The following is a 19,490-nucleotide window of genomic DNA, read 5'->3' as shown; positions in this document are numbered from 1 at the left end:
CCCCGTCACTCAGTTGAGTCTCTGCTTGACGGCGTCCTTGATGCCGTAGGCCGCGCCGATCACTGAGCCTCGGGTTTGGTGGAGTACGGCTCTCAGGGCCCCGCTCGGGCCATGCCGCCCCGTCAGTCGCGCGCAGGTGTCGGCGAAGCGGTCCGCGACGAGTGACGGTTCGTAGCGCGCTGAGGCGGCTCGTGCCGCCTCAGCCATCCGCTGACGGAGCTCATCACTGTTGATGAGCTCCAGTAGATTCCGGGCCAGGGAGTCCTCATCGCCCATGGGAATGAGACGCCCGTCGACGCCATCGGAGATGATCTCTCTCGGTCCCAGTGGGCAGTCGGTGGAGACGACGGGCACGCCACACCGCATCGCTTCAACGATCGTCATGCCGAACGACTCGTGGTCGGAAGCACTCGCGGCCAACCCTGCTTTGAGCCACTCAGATTCCAAGGGCGAAACCGCTCCCATGAGGAACGCGTGCTTTTGCATCCCCAATTGCTCGATGAGCCGCTGGAGTTGCGTTCCGTGACCACCCGCGATCCCCGGACCGAAGATGCGAAGACTCCAGTCCGGGCGCACGGAGCGCACTCTGTCGAAGGCCCGGATGAGGAGGTCGTACCGTTTCGACGGGACGAGCCGCCCAGCGGCGACCACTACTTTCCCCCTGTCGCCCGACGGGGCGCTTCGTGGCGCCGGGACGGGGTTGGGGAATGCTTCGATGCGTACTCCTGGAAGCATCATGTGCCTCCGGTAGGTGTTCGCATCAGCCGAGGTCGTGGTCGTCAGCATGTCCAGCCGTGGATACAGGCGACGCAGTGAGAGCCGAAGCGCTCGCGCGTGATTTCGGAAGGTCAGGTGCTCTTGCCCTACGCGCAGCGGCCCTCGCTTGGCCTGCAAGCAGATATGTGCGTTCAAGCCTGGCCGAGTACCCACGATGACGTCGCTCGACAGAGTGCTCAAGTACTGAGCAATTCGCTGATCGGTCAATCTGCTGTAGTGCGGGTATTGCGTCTCATTGCGGGGAAAGACGGCAGAGCGTCTCTGAGATTCGGGCAGGTCACCCTCATACCCCGGGGTCCCCTTCCTCAGGTCCACGAGGTGTCGAAGCCGGATCCGTGGATGAACGGGAAACGCAGGCGAATCCTTGTGCCGGTAGACCGACATGATCTCCACGTCATGCTGCTCGACGAGCGCGTTGGCGAGGTTGGTAGTGGCACGGATCGTGCCACCGAAGCCAAATGAATTATGGATCAGGAACGAGATATGCAAGATGCCGACGCTCCAGTAACCGCAGTCCATGCGGATAGTCGCCGAGGCCCAACACGACGCGAATGCGGGAAACGGGGCCACTCACCGTCCCAACGACAAGATCGACTGAAGGTTGCGAGCTTGTACGTGAGCGGTAGATCAGTTGACAGACTTGGTAGAGCAGATCTTCCGGTATTCGCATCGCGCACTGAAGCGCCAGCGAGCGTCGACAGTCGACTACCCGGAGGCAATTGGCGGCATTTTCATATCGCAGGCGCCCATCGAACGAGTGAAATCTTCTGACAAGAAGACGAGAACCCACGCATATGCGCTGTCTGGACTGCCGCGCATGGTGCTGTCGTCCCTGATCCGTTCGCCGTCGCGAGGCCGTCGCGACGTTGGTGATGAGAGGCCGGGGACAATTCATGCGCAGCAGCAATCGCCAGTACCTCGTGTCCGTGGATCATTTGCGTGCCTACGCTGCCGTGCTGGTGCTCCTCTGTCACGGCACGCAGATGATCTCTCCGTACCTCAGAGAGACCCCGAACAGGGACCCGCACGGCTGGCTTTATACGGATAACCCCCTGGCCGCCATGGTGCTGGAAGGTCATACCGGGGTGGCCCTCTTCATGGTCCTTTCCGGATTCATCTTCACCATCGGCACCCTGGGCAAGGACGTGCACTACGGCCGGTTCCTGGGCAATCGGGTTCTGCGGATCTTCCCGCTCTACATCGCGCTGATCGTCCTGGGGGTCGGCGCGCACAAGCAAGGTGCGGACCTGCTGGCCGTGCTCCAGTCCCTGGTCGGCCTCGGAAACCTGCCCGGATCCCTCAATCTGGGGGCCGTTTCGAGCATGTGGTGGGCCATCGCGGTCGAGTTGCAGTTCTATCTGATGTTCCCGCTGTTCAGCAGGCTCCTCACCAAGCACGGCCCTGCGGCTCTGCTCAAGGTTCTGGCCGGCATCGCCGTGATCCGAACGCTGGTGTGGGCCTCGGCCGACGGCAGCATCAACGTGAACTCGATGCTCTACTACAGCCTCGCCGGCAGAATCGATCAATTCCTGATGGGCATGGTGGCCGCCTGGTTCTTCGTGCACCATCGAAAGCGGTTCCAGGGACTCCTGAAGGTCGGCATCGCGACAACCTTGGTCACAGGTGCGGTCTGGGCCTTCAACCAGACCCACTCCTTCCACGAGGGGCACGCCACACGTCTGCTCTGGGTCGACGTGGAAGGAACCCTTTGGTCCCTGGTGGTGCTGACCTACGTGGCCACCTTCACCTCAACGGGGCTCGTGTCGAGGGCAGTCGCCAAAGTCGGCGAAATGAGCTTCTCCGTCTATCTGCTCCACTACATGGTCGTTACGGCGATCATCTCCCACCGCTGGTGGATCGAGCTGACGGGGCGCCCGGTGGTGGATGCCTTCATCACTGCGACAGCGGCAGTTCTGCCCATCACATTGGCTGCGGCCGTCGTCACGTTCCACGGCATCGAACGCCCGTTCCTCGGATGGCGTCGCGCCTACCTCCTCACGGAGCAAGGGCGAGGGCGAGGGCAAGAACGGGAGCAGGAGCAGCCCAAGGTCACCGCACATCCCCCTGCGCCCAAGGAGGCCACACTCGTATCGCCCAGATAGCCGGGAGGCGTTCGCTACCGCCGCGGCCCTGGACATCGCCAACATCGCTCTCAACCTCACCGCGGTGACGGCAGCCGCCCGCACGGGAACGCATCGCCGGAATTTCCTCGCCGAGGGGGCATGGCTTGCCACCATCGACAGCGGCGTGGCCGCGGAGGATCAGGAGCGGGCCCACCTCGCCCTGGTGGCACGCCACTTGAACCTCTCGCTCGTCCTGGAAGCCGCCGCCCCCTCCGGTCGCCGAGCGGAAGCGACACCGTGATTCGGGAAGCTCAGCCGTCCTGCGGCTCCCTCTCCCACTTGCCCCGCCAGCTGTACGAGGGGCGTCCCTCCCGGCCACTGGTGCGGAACGGCTTGCCCTGGTCGTCGATGCGCAGCACGTCGTGCCGCTTGCCGCTTGACCACTCCAGTTCCAGGTACCAGCGCACGTCGTGCAGGTCGGTGCCGGCCGCGATGTGGAAGACCTCGGAGTCGTTCTCACTTACCTTGTACGGGAAGTCGCGCCGGTCGTCCTTCTGCGTGACACGCGGCGTCGCGGCGTCGAGGTCGACGGTGAAGGCCTTGGTATCCACCTTGCCGCCGCAGCCGGCTCCCATCTGGAAGTTGTTCCAGGCCAGCGGTGCGCCGGTGCTCTGCACGCGGACGTTCATGCCCTGCAGGACGACGGTGTCCTTGCCCATGCCCTGCACGGTGACCTCGATGTACTGGTTGCGGGCCGAGACGGCACCGAGGTCGCCGACCCAGCCGGGGGCGTCCCGCGCCGTGGGCCGCTCCGGCACTTCGTCGGGCCCCCGGTTCACCAGGAACTCCTGCATGCAGCCGTCTTCGTAGGCGTACGGCCTGGTGCGCGCCGTCAGCGGCATGCCGGAGCCCTCGCCGTGCGCGCCATCGGGCCTGGCCTTGCCGGGCCGGTCGGACGGCGAGGCGTTCGGATCCGACGGGGCGCTGGGCCCGAGGCTCTGCTCGTGCTTGTCACCGTCGCCGCCGCCGTTCATGGCAAGAGCGAGGGAGCCGATCCCGACGACCGCGGCGACGGCAGCGGCGAGGACGAGGGTCCGGCGTCTGCGCGAAGGGGGCAGCGGCGTCGAGGCGGTCACGCGGGCCGGGCCCGGCTGCGTCGCAGGCTCGGACTCAGGATCAGGATCGGGGTCGGGATCGGGATCAGGATCGGGCTCCCGGGCGCTGGAAGCCTCGAGCTCCGCCTTCCGCCCTCGATCCGCGTCCGCCAGGATCCATCGCCGGTGGACCTCGACCAGCTCCTCCGGACTCGCCTTGCAGAGGCGGGCGAGCCTCTCCACCGGCGCGAACTCGGCGGGCACCGCATTCCCGTTGCAGTACCGGTGCAACGTGGACGTACTCATGTGAAGCCTCTTGGCCAGCACTCCATAACTGAGCCCGGACCGCTCCTTGAGCTCCCGAAGAAGCTCCGCGAGCGACGCCATTCCCCACCTGCCCCATTCGCCCTATACATACCGGGGCCCCCGCACCCGTGGGGATCAGCCATGTCCCGTGGCCGAGACGCCGAGCAGCTCATGCGCGGTTCCGGTTGATCGGACATCCCCCGCGCCGCCGCATCGTCACCGCGCCAACTCCCGGCCAGTTTTTCCTTGTTGAGGACAAAGTATGGACGATATGCGGCGTGCTTCGTACGCTGGGCGTCGCTCTCGTACGGAAGTCTGCGTCAGGCGCGGCCAAAAGCCGCAGCCCGCACCACCGGTATGTGCATGAACTCCACTCCGCGGACGCGGGCCGAGGCGGCCCGGGCCGCTTCACAGCGCCCAGCAGGAGACAGAGTGAAGCCACACGAGCACGCCACGACCCCACGCCGCACCCGCCGACGCACGCGTCTGAGACCACGCAGAGGCGGCAGAACCACCGGAATACTCCTCGGGCTGCTGCTCGCCGGCGGGCTCACCGCTCCGGCCGCCGGAGCCGACGAGAAGCCTTTCGCCGATCTTCCGCCGCAGGAGCCAGGCGTCACGCTGCGGGTGTTCGACATCCAGTCCCCGCTGAGCAAGCTCTGTGACCTCAAGCCCGCCCAGACCCCCAACGTCGACAAGCTGATCCCCACCGTCGACTGGTCCTCCACCGAAGGCTTCGGCTTCACGGACAACTTCGTTTCGCAGATCATCGGCAACATCAAAGTGCCCGACGACGGGGCGTACACCTTCCGTCTGATCAGCGACGACGGCTCCCGCCTCTTCATCGGCGACAAGAAGGTCATCGACCACGACGGACTGCACGGCGCCGAGCCCAAGGACGGCGAGATCACGCTCGCCCCTGGCTACCATCCGCTGCGCATCGACCACTTCGACCGCGGCAACGACCAGCGGGTCACCCTCCAGTGGAAGCCGCCGGGCGCCGACGCCTTCACCCTCGTGCCCAACTCCGTCCTCAGCACCGACGCCGGCGTGGTGCGGGTGACCGCGCCGGGCCGCAAGGAGTGCGAGGGCAGCCACGACACCCCCGGCGACGGCCTCCCCCTGACCTCGGTCAACCCCGGCTACAAGCTGACCGACCTGCGGCCCAAGGGATTTGAACCGCAGGTCTCCGCGATGGACTGGCTGCCTGACGGCCGACTCGCGGTGACCACATGGGGCGGCAGCCAGGAGACCAAGGGCGAGGTGTACGTCCTGGACAACGTCACCGGCGACACCGGCCCCGACAAGGTCACGTACAAGAAGATCGCCGACGGGCTCAAGGAGCCGATGGGCATCAAGTACGTCGACGGAAAGCTGTATGTCTCTCAGAAGCACCAGCTGACCGAGCTCGCCGACATCGACGGAGACAACGACGCGAGCGAGATCCGGAAGATCGCCGAGTGGCCGTACGGCGGCAACTTCCACGAGTTCGCTTTCGGGCTGCTCTACGAGAAGGGGAACTTCTATCTGAACCTGTCCGTCGCCATCAACTACGGCGGGGCGACGACCGATCCACAGCCCGCCGCGAACCGCGGCACCACGATCAAGGTGAACAAGGCGAGCGGGAAGGTCAGTTACCTGGCCGGTGGTCTGCGCACTCCCAACGGCATCGGCCGCGGCCCGGACAACGAGCTGTTCGTCACCGACAACCAGGGCGGCTGGCTGCCCGCGTCGAAGCTCGTACACGTCAAGCAGGACCGCTTCTTCAACCACTACACGAACCCCGAAGGCCCGTTCGATGACAACAGTGTCACCAAGCCGGTGCTGTGGCTTCCGCAGAACGAGATAGCCAACTCCCCCAGCACCCCCATGACCGTGAAGAAGGGGACCTTCGCCGGACAGATGATGTTCGGCGACGTCACCTACGGCGGTCTGCAGCGCGCCGACCTGGAGAAGGTCAACGGCGAGTTCCAGGGCGCGGTCTTCCGGCACACCCAGGGCCTTGAGTCCGGCATCACCCGCATCTCCACCGGTCCTGACGGGGCGATCTACACCGGCGGGCTCGGCGCGGACGGCAACTGGGGCCAGGAGGGCAAGCTCCGCTTCGGCCTGCAGAAGCTCACCCCGAACGGCAAGACCGCCTTCGACATCAAGACCATGCGCGCCACCCGCGACGGCTTCAAGCTCACCTACACCAAGCCGCTGTCGGACAAGACCATCGAGAAGCTGACCAGCGGCGCCTACTCCGTCGAGCAGTGGCGCTACGCCCCCACCCCCGCGTACGGCGGCCCCAAGGTCGACGAGGAGACCCTGCCCGTCACCGGCGCCGGCATCTCCGGCGACCGCCGCACCGTCCAACTGACCATCCCCGGGCTCAAGAGCGACCGGGTGGTCCACGTACGCTCACCGCGCCCGTTCTCCTCGGCCGACGACGAGCAACTGTGGTCCACCGAGGCCTGGTACACGCTCAACGCGCGCCCGGGCCAGGACGATCCGGTCACGTCGTACGACGCCGAGTCGGCGCGGCTCTCCGGCGGCGCGGACATCGACACCGAGCACGCCGGGTACACCGGTGGCGGCTTCGTCGACAGCTTCAAGGACCCGGGGGCCACCGCCACCTTCGACGTCCAGGCTCCGGCCAAGGGCACCTACGCCGTGGGCCTGCGCTATTCCAACGGCCCCGACCCGTCCGCCGGTACCAAGACGCTCGGCGTCAGCGTGAACGGCGGGCAGGCACGCCAGACAAAGCTCCCGTCGACCGAGACGTGGAAGCGCTGGTCGACCAAGACCGAGAAACTCGCCCTGCGCAAAGGCCGCAACACCATCTCCTACTCCTACCGGCCCGAGGACACCGGTCACGTCAATCTCGACATGATCGAGGTACGCAGACCGGGCAGCCGCATCGACCTGTTCTCCGGCGGCAGCACTTCCACCGCCTGGCAGCACACCGACGGCCGCAGCGTCGAATGGCCGCACACGGCCGACAAGTCGATCGAGGTGTGCTGCGGGGACATCCGCACCAAGCAGGCCTTCGGCGACTTCAAGCTGCACGCCGAGTTCCGCGTACCGAAGCTGCCGGACGATGTCACCGGGCAGGATCGCGGGAACAGCGGGATCTATCTCCAGGAACGGTACGAGGTCCAGATCCTGGACTCGTACGGAGTGGAGAAGCTCGCCGCGAACGAGGCCGGCGCCATCTACACCAAGAAGGCCGCCGATCTGAACGCCTCGACCGCGCCGGAGACGTGGCAGACGTACGACATCGTCTTCCGCGCCGCCCGATTCGACGCGGACGGGAAGAAGACCGCGGATGCGAGGATCACCGTGGTGTGGAACGGCAAGAAGGTCCACGACAACGTGGCCGTCGACGGCCAGACCGGAGCGGGCGATCCCGAATCCGCGGCGGCGGGCGCAATCCGGCTCCAGGACCACGGCAACAAGGTCCGCTTCCGCAACGTATGGATCGAGCCCGTGGACTGATCATCCAGGTGTCACTCCCGCATGTGTGTCACTCCTGCGGGGGACGCCAGGGATAGTCGACCACCGGACAGGGCAACGAGCCTGACGTGACAACAGCCCGCGCACCGCTGTGGCGGTGCGCGGGCCTCACGCGTTTACGGGCTATCCGACTCACGAGCCTGAGAACTAAGGCGGACAATCATGCGCAGGGCAATCGCAAGGAGAAAGCAACTCTCCGTACTACTGGTGACGGTGGCTGCCGCTGCCGCCACCATGGTGCCGCTCTCCACGGCGCACGCGGCCGACGGATACGACCGGTGCCCCGATGGCTCCTACTGCATGTTCTCGGGCCTCGACGGGACCGGCGACATGATCACACTCAAGGGGAGCACTCCGGATCTCGCGGCCCTCGGCATGGGCGACCGGGCCAAGTCGGACTGGAACCGAACGCCCTCGACCATCTACCTCTGGTCCGACGCGAACTACAGCGGCTGTACGGTCGTGACCTCCTCGGGCCCGACCGGCAAGGGGAACTTCTTCCCCACCTACCGGGACTTCTTGAGCTCGGTGCGATTCGACGGTCCTGGCGGTCCCAGCTGCGGCACACCGCCCGACGGGGAAGGCTGAGCGAGGCTCGGCACCGGTCGTACTCAGGGCCTGGGCGTGTCCTGCGCCCAGGTCTCCGGCTGCCAGATTCCGGCGCGCCGCAGTGACTGCGAGCAGTGCAGATAGATCTCGTCTATCTCGACGACGAGCGCCAGGCGGGGCCGCTTGCCCTTGGCGGTCATCAAGTCGAAGAACGGAGCGTCCGTCAGGATCCGTGCCCGGCCGTTGATGCGCAGGATCTCGGCGCTGCCCGGCACCAGGTGGAGCAGCCCCACATGCGGGTTCTCCAGGATGTTGCGGAAGCTGTCACCGCGCCGGTTGCCGGGGCGGTCGGGGAGGGCGACGGTGCGCGCGTCGAGGATGTGGATGAAACCCGGCGCGTCACCTCGCGGGGATGTGTCGCAGTTGCCTGCCGCGTCCGATGTGGACAGGAGGCAGAACGGAGAGCTGGCCAGGATCCCCAGGTCTTGCGAGGTCAGCTCGTCGTGGACCTTGTCGATGACGATCGGGTGCGGCGCGCCGAGCAACTCCGTCAGCTCTTCGCCCGAGCGGAGCTCTTGCCAGGTGTGCGGCGCCGTGGCGCTGCCGCCTGGGGGCGGGACGATTGCGGGTATCGCGGCGTCGGGCACGGGGAGGAACCTCACAGGTCGGCGAACAGGCAAGAAGGCGAACAGACTGGCGATTATGTAATGTTAGGCTCACCTTACTGGAGCATAAAATGGCAGGTGAGTGTGCCCCTGCCTGAACAAGGAGCAATTGATTCATGGCTGGGAGCAGCCGCACAAGGCGTCTGCCCCGAAGACGGCGGCCATGAAGGCAGCAGCCACCGCCGAACCCTCGGGCGGCACTAGGAGCACGGGAGCAACGGTTTCCGCAGCGCCTCGCCGTGGTCGTGGCGGTCCCGCCCTCGGCGCCGGTCTCGTCCTGCTGGTCGCGGTCCTCCTGCTCATCATGTGGGCAAGCCTGCTGGTCGGTTCCGGTGATGTCGGCGCCGGTGATCTGCTGCCCGGCATCTTCGACCCGGATCTGTCCGACAAGGGTCAGTTGATTTTGCAGGAAGTACGGATCCCGCGTACGGCGGCCGGTCTCCTGGCCGGTGTCGCGCTCGGCCTGGCCGGCACGGTGATGCAGGGCGTGGCCCGCAACCCCCTCGCCGATCCGGGCGTCCTCGGCGTCAACTCCGGTGCCTCCGCCGCCGTCGTCGCCAAGACGGAGAAGAAGTTCAAGGCCGCCACCGCGCAGCACCCCGAGTTTAAGGGCAAGACCGCCACCTCCGGCGCGCGCACCAGCGTCGGCTACGGCGCCTACGTGACGGGCGGCGGCCGCGTCAACTTCCTGGAGCGGCTCGGCTTCAAGAACAGCCCCAAGGTCGACGCCAAGGCGGGCAAGTCCTTCTCCGTCACGGTCTCCCGCGAGAGCCTCGACATGCTCGACTCCGACCTGCTGGTCATGTCGCCGATCGGCATCCCCAAGTCGAAGATCGAGAACGACCCGCTCTACAAGGAGATCCCTGCCGTCAAGGCCGGACGTGACGTCGTCTTCGACCCGAAGTCGACGCTCAGTTCCGCGTTCGCCACCGACTCGGTCCTCTCCGTCTCCTACGCCCTGGACAAGGTCGTCCCCGAGTTCGCGAAGGCGCTGCGCTGATCACGTCGTACGCCCCGGGCGACATCTGATCGCGTCGAAGTAGGCAGGAATCCACAGGGGCCTGCCTACTTTTGACGTATGGAGAATGTGTCGCGCGATCCCGTCGTGCCGGACGGCACGAACCCGCTGAGCCGGCTCTCGCTGGAACAACTGCGATGTCGTACGAGCATGAAGTGGCGAACCTATCCGCACGACGTACTGCCGCTGTGGGTGGCCGAGATGGATGTCCCGCTCGCGGAACCTGTCGCCGAGGCGATAACCGATGCTGTCGCGCTCGGCGACACCGGCTATCCCGCCGGCAGCGCCTACGCAGAGGCGCTGGCCGAGTTCGCCCACAAGCGGTGGGGCTGGGACGGACTTGCCGTCGAGCGCACCGCGATCGTGCCCGATGTGATGCTCGGCGTCGTCGAGATGCTCAAGCTGGTCTCCGCGCCGGGTGACCCCGTCATCGTCAACTGTCCTGTGTACCCGCCCTTCTATCAGTTCGTCGGGAACCTGGACCGGCCCGTCGTCGAGTCGCCCCTGGGTGCGGACCAGCGGATCGACTTCGCCGCGCTGGAGGACGCGTTCAGGCGTGCGGCGCGGAGTGCGGCACAGGGTACGAACCGGCCGGTGTATCTGCTGTGCAGCCCGCACAATCCGACCGGGACCGTGCACACCGCCGCCGAGTTGACGCGGGTCGCGCACCTGGCGCGCGAGCATGGTGTGCGTGTCGTGGTGGACGAGATACACGCCCCGATCGTGGCGGCGGGCGCATCGTTCGTGCCTTTCCTGAGTGTGCCAGGGGCGGAGAACGGGCTGTCCTTGATGTCGGCGTCGAAGGGCTGGAACCTGGCCGGGCTCAAGGCGGCCCTCGCCATCGCGGGCCCCGAAGCCGCCGACGACCTCGCACGCATACCCGAAGAGGTCAGTCACGGCCCCAGTCACCTCGGCGTCATCGCCCACACCGCGGCCCTGCGGGACGGAGGTGACTGGCTCGACGCACTGCTTCGCGGCCTCGACGACAACCGTCGGCTGTTGGCCGCTCTCCTGGCCGAACACCTGCCCGCCATCGGCTGCACACCGGCGCAGGGCACCTTCCTCACCTGGCTGGACTGCCGGGAACTGGGCCTGGGCGACGACCCGGCCGAAGCTTTCCTGCATCGCGGCCGCGTCGCTCTGAGCTCCGGGAAAGCCTTTGGAACCGGCGGCGAGGGCTTCGTCCGTCTCAACCTGGCCGCCTCGCCCGAGGTGCTCACCGAGGCGGTCCGGCGGATGGCATCGGCCGTCACCGGAAGGCCGACAAGAGACAGTCACTGTTCCTGAGGAAGCCAAAATCTTCACCCAATGCATCCGCACATGGACGCCAGCACGTAACCTTCGCTAACCGCACATGAGTTACTGCTGTTGCAGGTTGGGCAGTCAGCATTCAGGGGTGCAAACAGATGTGCCCTCACCAGAAGTGCTCAGTCGTGAGCACGCCCCGCCATCCGCACGACTGCGTGCGCCCACGAAAAGGTCACCACGATGTCAGACACCAAGCCGGAAACTGCCGGAATGCAGGCCCAGTACGCCGCCCAAGTGGCCGCGGACCTGGAAACCAACCGTAAGGAACAAGAACGCGTCGGGGTCGATGTGGCCGCGCTGCAGGAGCAGTTGCAGGCGCTGGAGAGCGACCACGCGGTGCTGCTGAGCATGCAGCAGGCCCTGGGCTCCCCCACCGCTGCGGCGGCCACCGCGAAGAAGGCGTCACCTCGCAAGGGTGCTGTGCCTGCTCCGCGGACCAGTGCGAACAACTCCAGTGCCGCCCGAACAAAGAAGCCCACGGCCACCAAGGCCAAGACCAAGGTCAAGGTCAAGGCGCAGGACGCGGCTCAGAGCAAGGCCCAGGACAAGCCGGCCAAGAGTGCGCCCAAGGCCACCGCGAAGAAGGCGACCGCGCCGACAGCCGGGCCGTCGCTGGTCGAACTGATCCACGACCACCTCAGCCGGCAGAGCGAACCGCGCTCAGCCGCCGAGATCACCACCGCGCTCACCGAGGCCCGCCCCGAGCGCACCATCAAGACCACCGTCGTGCGCACCACGGTGGAAGGCCTGGTCGCCAAGGGCCGCGCCCACCGCACCAAGCAGGGCTCCTCCGTCTTCTACACCACGGCCGCCTCGCCGGAGCAGGCCGCCGCACCGCAGCCGGAGCCCTCCACCAGCTGAACCCCTCCGCATCGGCGAGCACCTCGAACAGGTGCTTGCCGGTGCGGCATCGGTCGCCGACACTCAAGTCCGCCTCGGCCGTGATGACTCACAAGGGGTGGGCGGCCGGGCTAAGGTCTTCGCGTGAACAGCAGGCATCCGCAAGAGTCCCCCGGCCGCAGCGCGATCGTCATGGTGGCCTCCTCCGCCGGGGGTGTACGGGGCCTGCGGACGTTGCTGAGTGGTCTGGACGCGGAGCTCCCGGCGTCCGTGCTGGTGGCCCACCATCTGCGCCGCTCCCGCGAGACGCACATCGTCTCCGTCCTGGCGCCCCACACCGGCCTTCACGTCAAACTGGCCGAAGGTGGCGAGCGCCCGAGAGCGGGAGGGGTTTATATCGCGCCGCCCGACCACCATCTGTGTGTGGACGCGGACGGCAAGTTGTCCCTGTCCAAGGAGGACCCGGTCAACTTCGCGCGCCCGGCCGCCGACCCGCTCTTCGAGTCGGCCTCGCAGACCTATGGACCGCCGATCATCGCTTGCGTACTCACCGGTTCCGACGGCGACGGCGCCCGGGGAGTGGAGGCGGTCAAGAGCCGTGGGGGCATCGTCATCGTGGAAGACCCCGCGACAGCCGCGTTCCACGGGATGCCCAAATCCGCCATCGAGACCGGCCAGGTCGATTTCGTACGCCCGACCGAGGACATCGCGCCCCTCATCCATCAGCTCCTGCAGTCGGCCCGCGACTCCTGAACCCCCCTTCGAGTACCGGCGGGTGACATCCCATCAGGGGCGGGCGTGAACTCCGATGCCTCCGGAGACGGTGAGGTTGTCGCCGGTGATGTAGGCGGCGGCGTCCGAGGCGAGGAAGGCCACGGCTTCGGCGATGTCGGCGGGAACGCCGACGCGGCCGAGCGGGACGTCATCGGCCCAGGAGTCGACCATTTCCGGGGAGACGCCCATCTTGCTGTACGCGGGGGTGTTGATCAGTCCTGGACTGACGGCGTTGACCCGGATGCGGGCGGGGGCGAGTTCGAGCGCGAGGGACCGCATGAGGGGAACCAGAGCGCCCTTGGCGGCCGTCATGGCGGATCCGATGCCTTCTCCGGCGCCCACGGTGAACACGACTGAGGCGCCCTCGTTGAGGAGCGGGAGGGCCTTTTGCAGGGTGAAGAAGTTGCCCTTGACGTTGATGTCGAACAGGGCATCGAAGGCAGCTTCGTCGGTCGCTTCGATCGGGCCGGGCCGGGAGATGCCCGCGTTGAGGAAGAGCAGGTCGAGGGAGCCGAACTCTCGGCGCGCCTGGTCCATCGCGTGGTCGATGTCCGGCAGGGACCGTGCGTCGGCCCGCACGACCATGACGTCTTCGGGAAGTCCGGTGTCGGCGAGATGGTCGAGGCCGGTGACCATGACGCGGTAGCCGCGAGAGTGGAGCAGTTCAGCGGTCGCCTTGCCGATACCGCTGGTTCCACCGGTGATCAGAGCTGCTGGTGCGGACATGATGCGTTCCTTTGCTGCTTCTGGGAGTCGGGCAGGGCGATCGGTGCGGAGTCCGGGCCGTGGGACGGCCGGCCGTACCGCGACGACCACCTCCTGGCAGCGTAAGGCTACCTGGCAGTGACTGCCAACCCTCATGTGCATGCCACTCTGGCAGCACTGCGCTAACCTGACGGCATGAAGCAGGAAGCCAAGACAGCGACGGCCGCACCGACCACACTGTGGGACCGGACACGGCAGCTGGCCTCCCAGGAGATCCTCGATACAGCCCTGCGCCTGTTCACCGAGCAGGGCTACGACGAGACGCCCATCGCCCAGATCGCCCGAGAGGCCGGGGTCTCCCAGCGCACCCTGTTCCGCTACTTCGGCACCAAGGAAGATCTCCTCGGCGGCGACCAGCAACGGTTCGGGCAAGTCCTCACAGAAACGATCAGCGAACAGCCCGCCGACGTCGGTGCCTGGGAGGCGCTGCGCGCAGGGCTTGTTGCCGTACTGGCCCTGCACGACAGCCGCGAACAGGCCCTGGAGCGGTTCCGTCTCCTGCACGACACCGCCTCGCTGCGTGCCGGCTATCTCGAAAAACGGCTGCGGTTCCAGGAGGACCTGCTGCCGCTCGTCGAGGCGCGTATGGGCGCGGCTGCCGGCGGCGCGGATCCGAGGGCCCGCGCGGTGATCGCGACGGCGTTCGCGTGCCTCGACGCCGCGTCGATGACGTGGGTCGGCAACGGCGGCGAAGGCGACATCATCGACCTGTACGACGAGTGCCTGGCCGCGGTGCGCGGCTAGGGCCTCTCGTTCGGATCAGGCCCTAGTTCACAGAACACAGCACACGAAACAGATCACAGCACATGAAATGGCCCGTCAGCGAGACCCGCGGGTGTTGAGCCGGGCGGCCTGGCGTGTCAGATGGTCGCGCTCGGCGAGGTTGGGCGCCTTGGGGGCCGCCTCGGCGTACAGCCGTGCCGCCGTCGCCAGGTCGCCGTCGCGCTCGTGGAGATACGCCGCCACAGCGGTGTAGCGAGGCAGCGAGTCGTCAAGGGCGGCGAGTGCCGTGAGACCGGCGCGCGGTCCGTCGGCCTCGCCCACGGCCACCGCGCGGTTGAGCCGGACGATCGGGCTGTCGGTGAGGCCGGTGAGTTCGTCGTACCACTCGACGATCTGCACCCAGTCGGTCTCCTCGGCGGTGGGCGCGTCGGCGTGGAGCGCCGCGACGGCGGCCTGGGCCTGGAACTCGCCGAGGCGGTCGCGGGCGAGAGCCGCCTGGAGGATTCCGACACCCTCGGCGATCGTCTCCGTGTCCCACCGGCCACGGTCCTGCTCGGCGAGCGGCACCAGGCTGCCGTCGGGCGCGGTCCGGGCGGCGCGCCGGGCGTGGTGGAGCAGCATGAGGGCGAGCAGTCCCGCCACCTCGGGGTGGTCGGTCGCTGCCGCCAGCTGCCGGGTGAGCCGGACGGCCTCGGCGGCGAGGTCGACGTCGCCGGAGTAGCCCTCGTTGAAGACCAGGTAGAGGACGCGCAGCACGGTGGCGACGTCGCCGGGCTTGTCGAAGCGCACACCGGAGACGGTGCGCTTGGCCCGGCTGATGCGCTGCGCCATCGTCGCCTCGGGGACCAGGTAGGCCTGGGCGATCTGGCGGGTGGTCAGCCCACCGACGGCGCGCAGCGTGAGCGCGACCGCGGACGACGGCGTCAGCGAAGGGTGCGTGCACAGGAAGTAGAGCTGGAGCGTGTCGTCCGCCGATGGCGCGGGCCCGGGCGCCGGCTCCTCTTCGACGCGGTCCTCACGTCGGCGACGGGCGGTTTCCGCGCGGGTCGCGTCGAGGAACCTGCGCCAGGCCACGGTGACCAGCCAGCCCTTCGGGTCCCGCGGCTGCTCGGTCGGCCAGACGCGGACCGCCTCGATCAGTGCGTCCTGTACGGCGTCCTCGGCCGCCGCGAAGTCAGCTCCGCGGCGGACGAGGATCCCCAGCACTTCTGGAGTGAGGCTTCGGAGCAGGGCTTCGTTCATGGATGAGGTCACACTCCGTGATGGTGGGCGTCGCCGCAAGGAACGGGCGCAGTTCGAGCCACTCGTGGATCGGCTTGCCGCCCGCCCCTGGGGCGGCCGAGAGTTCCCCGGCCAGCTCGACGGCGCGCTCGTAAGTGTCGACGTCGATCACCATCCAGCCGGCGATGAGGTCCTTGGTCTCGGCGAACGGGCCGTCCGTCACCGGCGGGCGCCCCTCACCGTCGTACCGGACGAATGTCCCTTCGGGGGCGAGTCCCTGACTGTCGATGAACTCGCCGGTCTCCACGAGCCGGTCCGCGAAGTCGCTCATGTACCGCACGTGGGCCGAGATCTCCTCCGGCGTCCACTGGTCCATGGGGACGTCGTTCACCGAAGCCGGGGCGCCGCGGTAGTGCTTCAGGAGCAGGTACTTGGCCATCGTGTTTCTCCTCGGTGCTGGTGCGGCCCATTGTGGTCGTATTCGCTGCGGAGGCGAAGCCAGTCACAGGTTCTGCGCATCGCCGTCCGCCCGGCGATGAGTTTCCGCCGTGCCTCGGGTCTCCCCTGTCAGATGTCGGACACTGGGGTCGAGCAAAGGAACAGCCGTGAACGATGATGTCTGGTCACTGGTGCATGCGGAGCGCGCGGCGCTGATCGAGGACCTCACGCGCCTGGACGACGAGCAGTGGAATCACCCGTCGCTGTGCGGCGCGTGGACGGTGCACGACGTGGTGGCCCATCTGGTCGACACCGCTCGCACGACACGGCTCGGTTTCGTGAGTGCCATGGTCCGGGCACGTTTCGACTTCGACCGTCAGAACGCGCGCGGGGTGGAGCGCGAACGCGGTGGCTCACCGCAGGAGACCTTGGAGCGACTGCGTCAGGTGGCGTCGCGCAGGTCGGGTCCTCCGGCGCCCCTCGACACCAGGCTCGTCGAGGAGGTCGTCCACGGTGAGGACATCCGTCGGCCCTTGGGGCTCACCCACACTTACCGGCCGGATGCTGTGGTCAGATCACTGCGTCTACAGGTTCGTACGTCGGCGTCCTTCGGCGGGGCCAAGGAGCGAGTGGCCGGTCTCCGGCTCGTCCCGTCGGACGTCGACTTGTCGATCGGGGAAGGTCCCCAGGTGCGCGGGACCGCGCTTTCCCTGCTGCTGGCCGTGTCCGGGCGGCGCGAAGCGCTGGATGAGCTCGACGGGCCGGGAGTGGCCGCGCTGAGGACGGCCGCCTGACTACAAGACCGGTGGGCCTTGCTCGACGCGCCGCAGCACCGGTGTGAGTCGGTCGAGGCCGTCGCTCGTCTGAATCTGCCGCTCGTCCCACCACGTGGCGCCCGCTTCGGCCGCCGGGCCGATCAGGTCACGGGTCCTGGCGGCGTCGTCGCCCGGTGTGGCACCGCCGAGGACGATGTCGAAGGGGGCGCCGGACCGGTCCTCGCGTTGCTTGTGCACGTATGCCACCAGGTCGCGGACCTGCTCGATGGGTGGCACGTGGCCGTGCTTGGCGTCGGTGAACAGGGGGACCACGCCGTCCCAGCGGGCCGCCCGGCGCATCGGCGGGCGGTTCGGCCAGAAGCCGGCGACCCAGATCGGGGGCCGAGGGCGCTGCACCGTGGCCGGCAGCAACGTGACGTCCCGCGCCTGGTAATGCCGCCCCTCGTGGTTCACCGGCTCGCCCGACCAGTAGCGCTGGAGCAGGTCCAGGCCCTCGTCAAGGCGCTCGGCGAGGACCTTCGGGTCCGAGGTGTCGCCGAAGCTCGCGTACTCGTCCTCGATGGGCCCGCCGAGCCCCGCGCCGAAGGTGACCCGGCCGCCGCTGAGGACGTCCAGGGTCGCCACCTGGCGGGCGAGTTGTTGCGGGCGCCGCCGGGCCACCGGGGTGACCAGCGTGCCGAGCCTGATCCGGGAGGTCGCCAGGGCGGCGGCGGTCAGCAGCATCCAGGGGTCCCCGAAGGGCCTGCCCGCATGTTTGCGATGCAGCACGTGGTCCCAGACGAACAGCCCGTCCCATCCGGCCTGTTCCGCCGCCACCGCCAGCTTCGCCACGGTCCTGGGATCAGCGAAGTCGCCGAAGTTCGGAATGTTGACCGAGAAGCGCATTCCCGCATCCTGCTGCACCGGGCCGGGAGCGGCAACCGGTTACCGCAGCAGCGGCGGTACGGCCGGTACCTCGATGGCGTTCTCGATGTCGGCGACGGTCATCTTGAACTGCTCGGGATAGGCGTCGCGTCGAGTGCGGCGGGCGGGCTCGGTGGTGCGCCAGGTGTAGAGGCACTGACGGCACTGCAGGACGTCCCAGACGCCGGGCACGGGCGAGGTCGCGAGCCGGCCGATCGCCTCGAAGGCGCAGCGCGGGCAGGTGGTCGGGTGGTCGGACTCGGTCATGGCCGGGTTTCCTTCCGGAGGAGGAGCAGAAGAGGGACAGGGGGTCAGTGGCGGGCCGCGATGAGCTGCTGGAGTTTCGTCGTCCACTCCTTCGTCTCGGGCAGGTCCTTCGCCGGGGTGGAGAAGTTGCCGCGTACGTCGGGAGCGACCGGGGTCGTCGCATCGATGATCATCTTGCTGGTGATGCCGGCCGGTTGGGCCGCGGGTGCGAGTTCCAGGACGGACAGGTTGGGGATGACGACGACGTCGTCCTTGGGATTGACCTTGGCGGACATGGCCCACATGACCTGCGGCAGGTTGAAGGGGTCGACGTCCTCGTCGACCAGGATCACCTGGGCCACGTATCCCAGGCCGTGGGGCGTGGTCATCGCACGCATGCCGACGGCCTTGGCGAAGCCGCCGTAACGCTTGGCCGTCGAGATGATGACCATCAGACCGTGCGTGTACATGGCGTTGACCGCCTGCACCTCGGGGTATTCGGCGCGCAGTTGCTTGAGCAGCGGCACACAGGTGTTGGGGCCCACCAGGTAGTCGACCTCGGTCCACGGCATGCCCAGGTAGAGGGACTCGAAGACCGGGTTCGTACGGTAGGAGACGCGGTCGACGCGGATGACGGGCATGCGGCGGCCGCCGGAGTAATGGCCGGTGAATTCGCCGAAGGGGCCCTCGATCTGGCGCTTGCGGGACTCGATGACACCCTCGATGACGACCTCGCTCCCCCACGGCACGTCGAAGCCGGTCAGCGGCGCGGTGGCGATGGGGGCGGGTGCGCCGCGCAGGGCGCCGGCCATCTCGTACTCGCTCTGGTCGTACGCCATCGGCATCCCGGCCACGATCGTCATCACGGGGTCGTTGCCGAGGGTGATGGCTACGGGCAGGTCCTCGCCCGACTCCTCGGCCTTGCGCAGGTGTTGGGCGATGTCGTGCATGGGCACTGGCTGGAAGGCCAGGCGGTCGGTGCCGATGACCTCGATGCGGTACGTGCCGACGTTCTGCTTGCCGAAGTTCTCCGGGTCCTCGGGGTCGCGGGAGACGACGGCGGCCTTGTCTAGGTAGAAGCCACCGTCGCCGTCGTTGAGGCGGAAGAGAGGCAGGACGGAGAAGAGGTCGACGTCCCCTTGCTCCTGGGTGTTCTCGCGCCAGGGGGCGTCCTCGCGGCGTTCGGGAGCGACGGGGAAAGCGTCCCAGCGTGCGGCGAAGGCCTCCACCTGTTCCTTGACCGGGGTGTTCCTGGGCAGGCCGAGGGCCAGGGCGTGGTTGGCCCAGGAGCCGTGCACGTTCATGGCGATGCGGGCGTCGGTGAAACCCTTGACGTTGTCGAAGTACAGGGCGGGCGCGTTCTCGCCGATCCGGCCCGTGGCGTTGGCGGCCGCGGCCAGGTCGGGCTCGGGCAGCACCTCTTCGGTGAGGTGCAGGAGCTGGCCCTCCTTGTTCAGGATGTCGAGAAAGCTGCGCAGGTCGTCGTGGGCCATGGGTAACTCCTTTGAGGGGGAAGAGGACTTCAG

At 67.6% G+C, this 19,490-nt stretch carries 18 protein-coding genes and 1 pseudogene; 10 read left to right on the top strand and 9 right to left on the bottom strand.

Features of this window, described 5'->3' with window-relative positions:
• Window positions 1-9: 9 nt before the first annotated feature.
• Window positions 10-1,296: a glycosyltransferase gene (locus tag ACZ5CR_RS26285; protein WP_468861578.1), complete on the bottom strand. Its 1,287-nt coding sequence runs from the start codon at window positions 1,294-1,296 to the stop codon at window positions 10-12.
• Window positions 1,297-1,670: 374 nt separating this feature from the next.
• Between ACZ5CR_RS26285 and ACZ5CR_RS26280 the strand changes: the two genes are divergently transcribed.
• A complete protein-coding gene (locus tag ACZ5CR_RS26280) occupies window positions 1,671-2,879 on the top strand; it encodes an acyltransferase family protein (protein WP_468861576.1) in 1,209 nt (402 codons plus the stop codon).
• A 64-nt stretch (window positions 2,880-2,943) separates the two neighbouring features.
• A complete protein-coding gene (locus ACZ5CR_RS26275; RefSeq protein ID WP_468861573.1) occupies window positions 2,944-3,141 on the top strand; it encodes a hypothetical protein in 198 nt (65 codons plus the stop codon).
• Window positions 3,142-3,151: 10 nt separating this feature from the next.
• Here ACZ5CR_RS26275 and ACZ5CR_RS26270 read toward each other — a convergent pair whose 3' ends face one another.
• The gene (locus tag ACZ5CR_RS26270; protein WP_468861571.1) at window positions 3,152-4,321 is read right to left on the bottom strand and encodes a helix-turn-helix domain-containing protein; all 1,170 of its coding nucleotides are present in this window, start codon (window positions 4,319-4,321) and stop codon (window positions 3,152-3,154) included.
• A 405-nt stretch (window positions 4,322-4,726) separates the two neighbouring features.
• Between ACZ5CR_RS26270 and ACZ5CR_RS26265 the strand changes: the two genes are divergently transcribed.
• On the top strand, window positions 4,727-7,720 hold the full coding sequence (locus ACZ5CR_RS26265; protein WP_468861760.1) for a 3-keto-alpha-glucoside-1,2-lyase-like domain-containing protein: 2,994 nt from the start codon (window positions 4,727-4,729) through the stop codon (window positions 7,718-7,720).
• Window positions 7,721-7,900: 180 nt separating this feature from the next.
• Window positions 7,901-8,326 (top strand): peptidase inhibitor family I36 protein, encoded by a 426-nt coding sequence (locus ACZ5CR_RS26260; protein WP_468861569.1) that lies wholly within the window; start codon window positions 7,901-7,903, stop codon window positions 8,324-8,326.
• 23 nt (window positions 8,327-8,349) lie between these two features.
• Here ACZ5CR_RS26260 and ACZ5CR_RS26255 read toward each other — a convergent pair whose 3' ends face one another.
• Window positions 8,350-8,919: an MSMEG_1061 family FMN-dependent PPOX-type flavoprotein gene (locus ACZ5CR_RS26255; protein ID WP_468861758.1), complete on the bottom strand. Its 570-nt coding sequence runs from the start codon at window positions 8,917-8,919 to the stop codon at window positions 8,350-8,352.
• Window positions 8,920-9,115: 196 nt separating this feature from the next.
• Here ACZ5CR_RS26255 and ACZ5CR_RS26250 point away from each other — a divergent pair, with 196 nt between their 5' ends.
• The 4 genes from ACZ5CR_RS26250 to ACZ5CR_RS26235 all read left to right on the top strand — a co-directional run bounded on the left by ACZ5CR_RS26250 (window position 9,116) and on the right by ACZ5CR_RS26235 (window position 12,871).
• On the top strand, window positions 9,116-9,952 hold the full coding sequence (locus ACZ5CR_RS26250) for an iron chelate uptake ABC transporter family permease subunit (RefSeq protein ID WP_468861566.1): 837 nt from the start codon (window positions 9,116-9,118) through the stop codon (window positions 9,950-9,952).
• Between the two features lie 78 nt (window positions 9,953-10,030).
• Entirely contained in the window at window positions 10,031-11,257 is a 1,227-nt protein-coding gene (locus tag ACZ5CR_RS26245) for a MalY/PatB family protein (protein WP_468861564.1), read from the top strand.
• Between the two features lie 201 nt (window positions 11,258-11,458).
• Window positions 11,459-12,139, top strand: a complete 681-nt coding sequence (locus ACZ5CR_RS26240) for a hypothetical protein (protein WP_468861562.1) — start codon at window positions 11,459-11,461, stop codon at window positions 12,137-12,139.
• Window positions 12,140-12,262: 123 nt separating this feature from the next.
• On the top strand, window positions 12,263-12,871 hold the full coding sequence (locus tag ACZ5CR_RS26235) for a chemotaxis protein CheB (RefSeq protein WP_468861559.1): 609 nt from the start codon (window positions 12,263-12,265) through the stop codon (window positions 12,869-12,871).
• Between the two features lie 33 nt (window positions 12,872-12,904).
• Here ACZ5CR_RS26235 and ACZ5CR_RS26230 read toward each other — a convergent pair whose 3' ends face one another.
• A complete protein-coding gene (locus ACZ5CR_RS26230; RefSeq protein WP_468861557.1) occupies window positions 12,905-13,618 on the bottom strand; it encodes an SDR family NAD(P)-dependent oxidoreductase in 714 nt (237 codons plus the stop codon).
• Between the two features lie 174 nt (window positions 13,619-13,792).
• Between ACZ5CR_RS26230 and ACZ5CR_RS26225 the strand changes: the two genes are divergently transcribed.
• On the top strand, window positions 13,793-14,401 hold the full coding sequence (locus ACZ5CR_RS26225; protein WP_468861554.1) for a TetR/AcrR family transcriptional regulator: 609 nt from the start codon (window positions 13,793-13,795) through the stop codon (window positions 14,399-14,401).
• 75 nt (window positions 14,402-14,476) lie between these two features.
• Here the strand turns inward: ACZ5CR_RS26225 and ACZ5CR_RS26220 are convergent, their stop codons facing one another.
• On the bottom strand, window positions 14,477-15,622 hold the full coding sequence (locus tag ACZ5CR_RS26220; RefSeq protein ID WP_468861552.1) for an RNA polymerase sigma factor: 1,146 nt from the start codon (window positions 15,620-15,622) through the stop codon (window positions 14,477-14,479).
• Between the two features lie 10 nt (window positions 15,623-15,632).
• Window positions 15,633-16,040: pseudogene (locus tag ACZ5CR_RS26215) on the bottom strand (YciI family protein); the annotation flags it as partial.
• A gap of 166 nt (window positions 16,041-16,206) precedes the next feature.
• Here ACZ5CR_RS26215 and ACZ5CR_RS26210 point away from each other — a divergent pair.
• Complete coding sequence (locus ACZ5CR_RS26210; RefSeq protein ID WP_468861549.1) at window positions 16,207-16,833, top strand: maleylpyruvate isomerase family mycothiol-dependent enzyme; 627 nt, start codon at window positions 16,207-16,209, stop codon at window positions 16,831-16,833.
• On the opposite strand, the gene ACZ5CR_RS26205 is transcribed toward ACZ5CR_RS26210, so the two are convergent.
• The 3 genes from ACZ5CR_RS26205 to ACZ5CR_RS26195 are packed head-to-tail and all read right to left on the bottom strand — an operon-like array spanning window position 16,834 to window position 19,457.
• Window positions 16,834-17,700 (bottom strand): LLM class flavin-dependent oxidoreductase, encoded by an 867-nt coding sequence (locus ACZ5CR_RS26205; RefSeq protein WP_468861546.1) that lies wholly within the window; start codon window positions 17,698-17,700, stop codon window positions 16,834-16,836. It abuts the gene before it with no gap.
• Window positions 17,701-17,739: 39 nt separating this feature from the next.
• Window positions 17,740-17,985 carry a non-oxidative hydroxyarylic acid decarboxylases subunit D gene (locus ACZ5CR_RS26200; protein ID WP_468861544.1) on the bottom strand — a complete coding sequence of 82 codons (246 nt, stop codon included), beginning with the start codon at window positions 17,983-17,985 and terminating at the stop codon, window positions 17,740-17,742.
• A gap of 44 nt (window positions 17,986-18,029) precedes the next feature.
• Complete coding sequence (locus tag ACZ5CR_RS26195) at window positions 18,030-19,457, bottom strand: non-oxidative hydroxyarylic acid decarboxylases subunit C (protein ID WP_468861542.1); 1,428 nt, start codon at window positions 19,455-19,457, stop codon at window positions 18,030-18,032.
• Window positions 19,458-19,490 lie beyond the last annotated feature (33 nt).

The organism is Streptomyces sp. NPDC031274 (assembly GCF_055570235.1).
Note: the sequence above shows the minus strand (reverse complement) of the source record. Positions and strands in the feature narration are given on the sequence as shown.

Coding starts and splice junctions, on each gene's coding strand:
- ACZ5CR_RS26285 (WP_468861578.1), bottom strand. CDS start 1,296: ATGGACTGCGGTTACTGGAGCGTCGGCATCTTGCATATCTCGTTCCTG.
- ACZ5CR_RS26200 (WP_468861544.1), bottom strand. CDS start 17,985: ATGACCGAGTCCGACCACCCGACCACCTGCCCGCGCTGCGCCTTCGAG.
- ACZ5CR_RS26245 (WP_468861564.1), top strand. CDS start 10,031: ATGGAGAATGTGTCGCGCGATCCCGTCGTGCCGGACGGCACGAACCCG.
- ACZ5CR_RS26240 (WP_468861562.1), top strand. CDS start 11,459: ATGTCAGACACCAAGCCGGAAACTGCCGGAATGCAGGCCCAGTACGCC.
- ACZ5CR_RS26205 (WP_468861546.1), bottom strand. CDS start 17,700: ATGCGCTTCTCGGTCAACATTCCGAACTTCGGCGACTTCGCTGATCCC.
- ACZ5CR_RS26280 (WP_468861576.1), top strand. CDS start 1,671: ATGCGCAGCAGCAATCGCCAGTACCTCGTGTCCGTGGATCATTTGCGT.
- ACZ5CR_RS26220 (WP_468861552.1), bottom strand. CDS start 15,622: ATGAACGAAGCCCTGCTCCGAAGCCTCACTCCAGAAGTGCTGGGGATC.
- ACZ5CR_RS26230 (WP_468861557.1), bottom strand. CDS start 13,618: ATGTCCGCACCAGCAGCTCTGATCACCGGTGGAACCAGCGGTATCGGC.
- ACZ5CR_RS26260 (WP_468861569.1), top strand. CDS start 7,901: ATGCGCAGGGCAATCGCAAGGAGAAAGCAACTCTCCGTACTACTGGTG.
- ACZ5CR_RS26250 (WP_468861566.1), top strand. CDS start 9,116: ATGAAGGCAGCAGCCACCGCCGAACCCTCGGGCGGCACTAGGAGCACG.
- ACZ5CR_RS26195 (WP_468861542.1), bottom strand. CDS start 19,457: ATGGCCCACGACGACCTGCGCAGCTTTCTCGACATCCTGAACAAGGAG.
- ACZ5CR_RS26225 (WP_468861554.1), top strand. CDS start 13,793: ATGAAGCAGGAAGCCAAGACAGCGACGGCCGCACCGACCACACTGTGG.
- ACZ5CR_RS26270 (WP_468861571.1), bottom strand. CDS start 4,321: ATGGCGTCGCTCGCGGAGCTTCTTCGGGAGCTCAAGGAGCGGTCCGGG.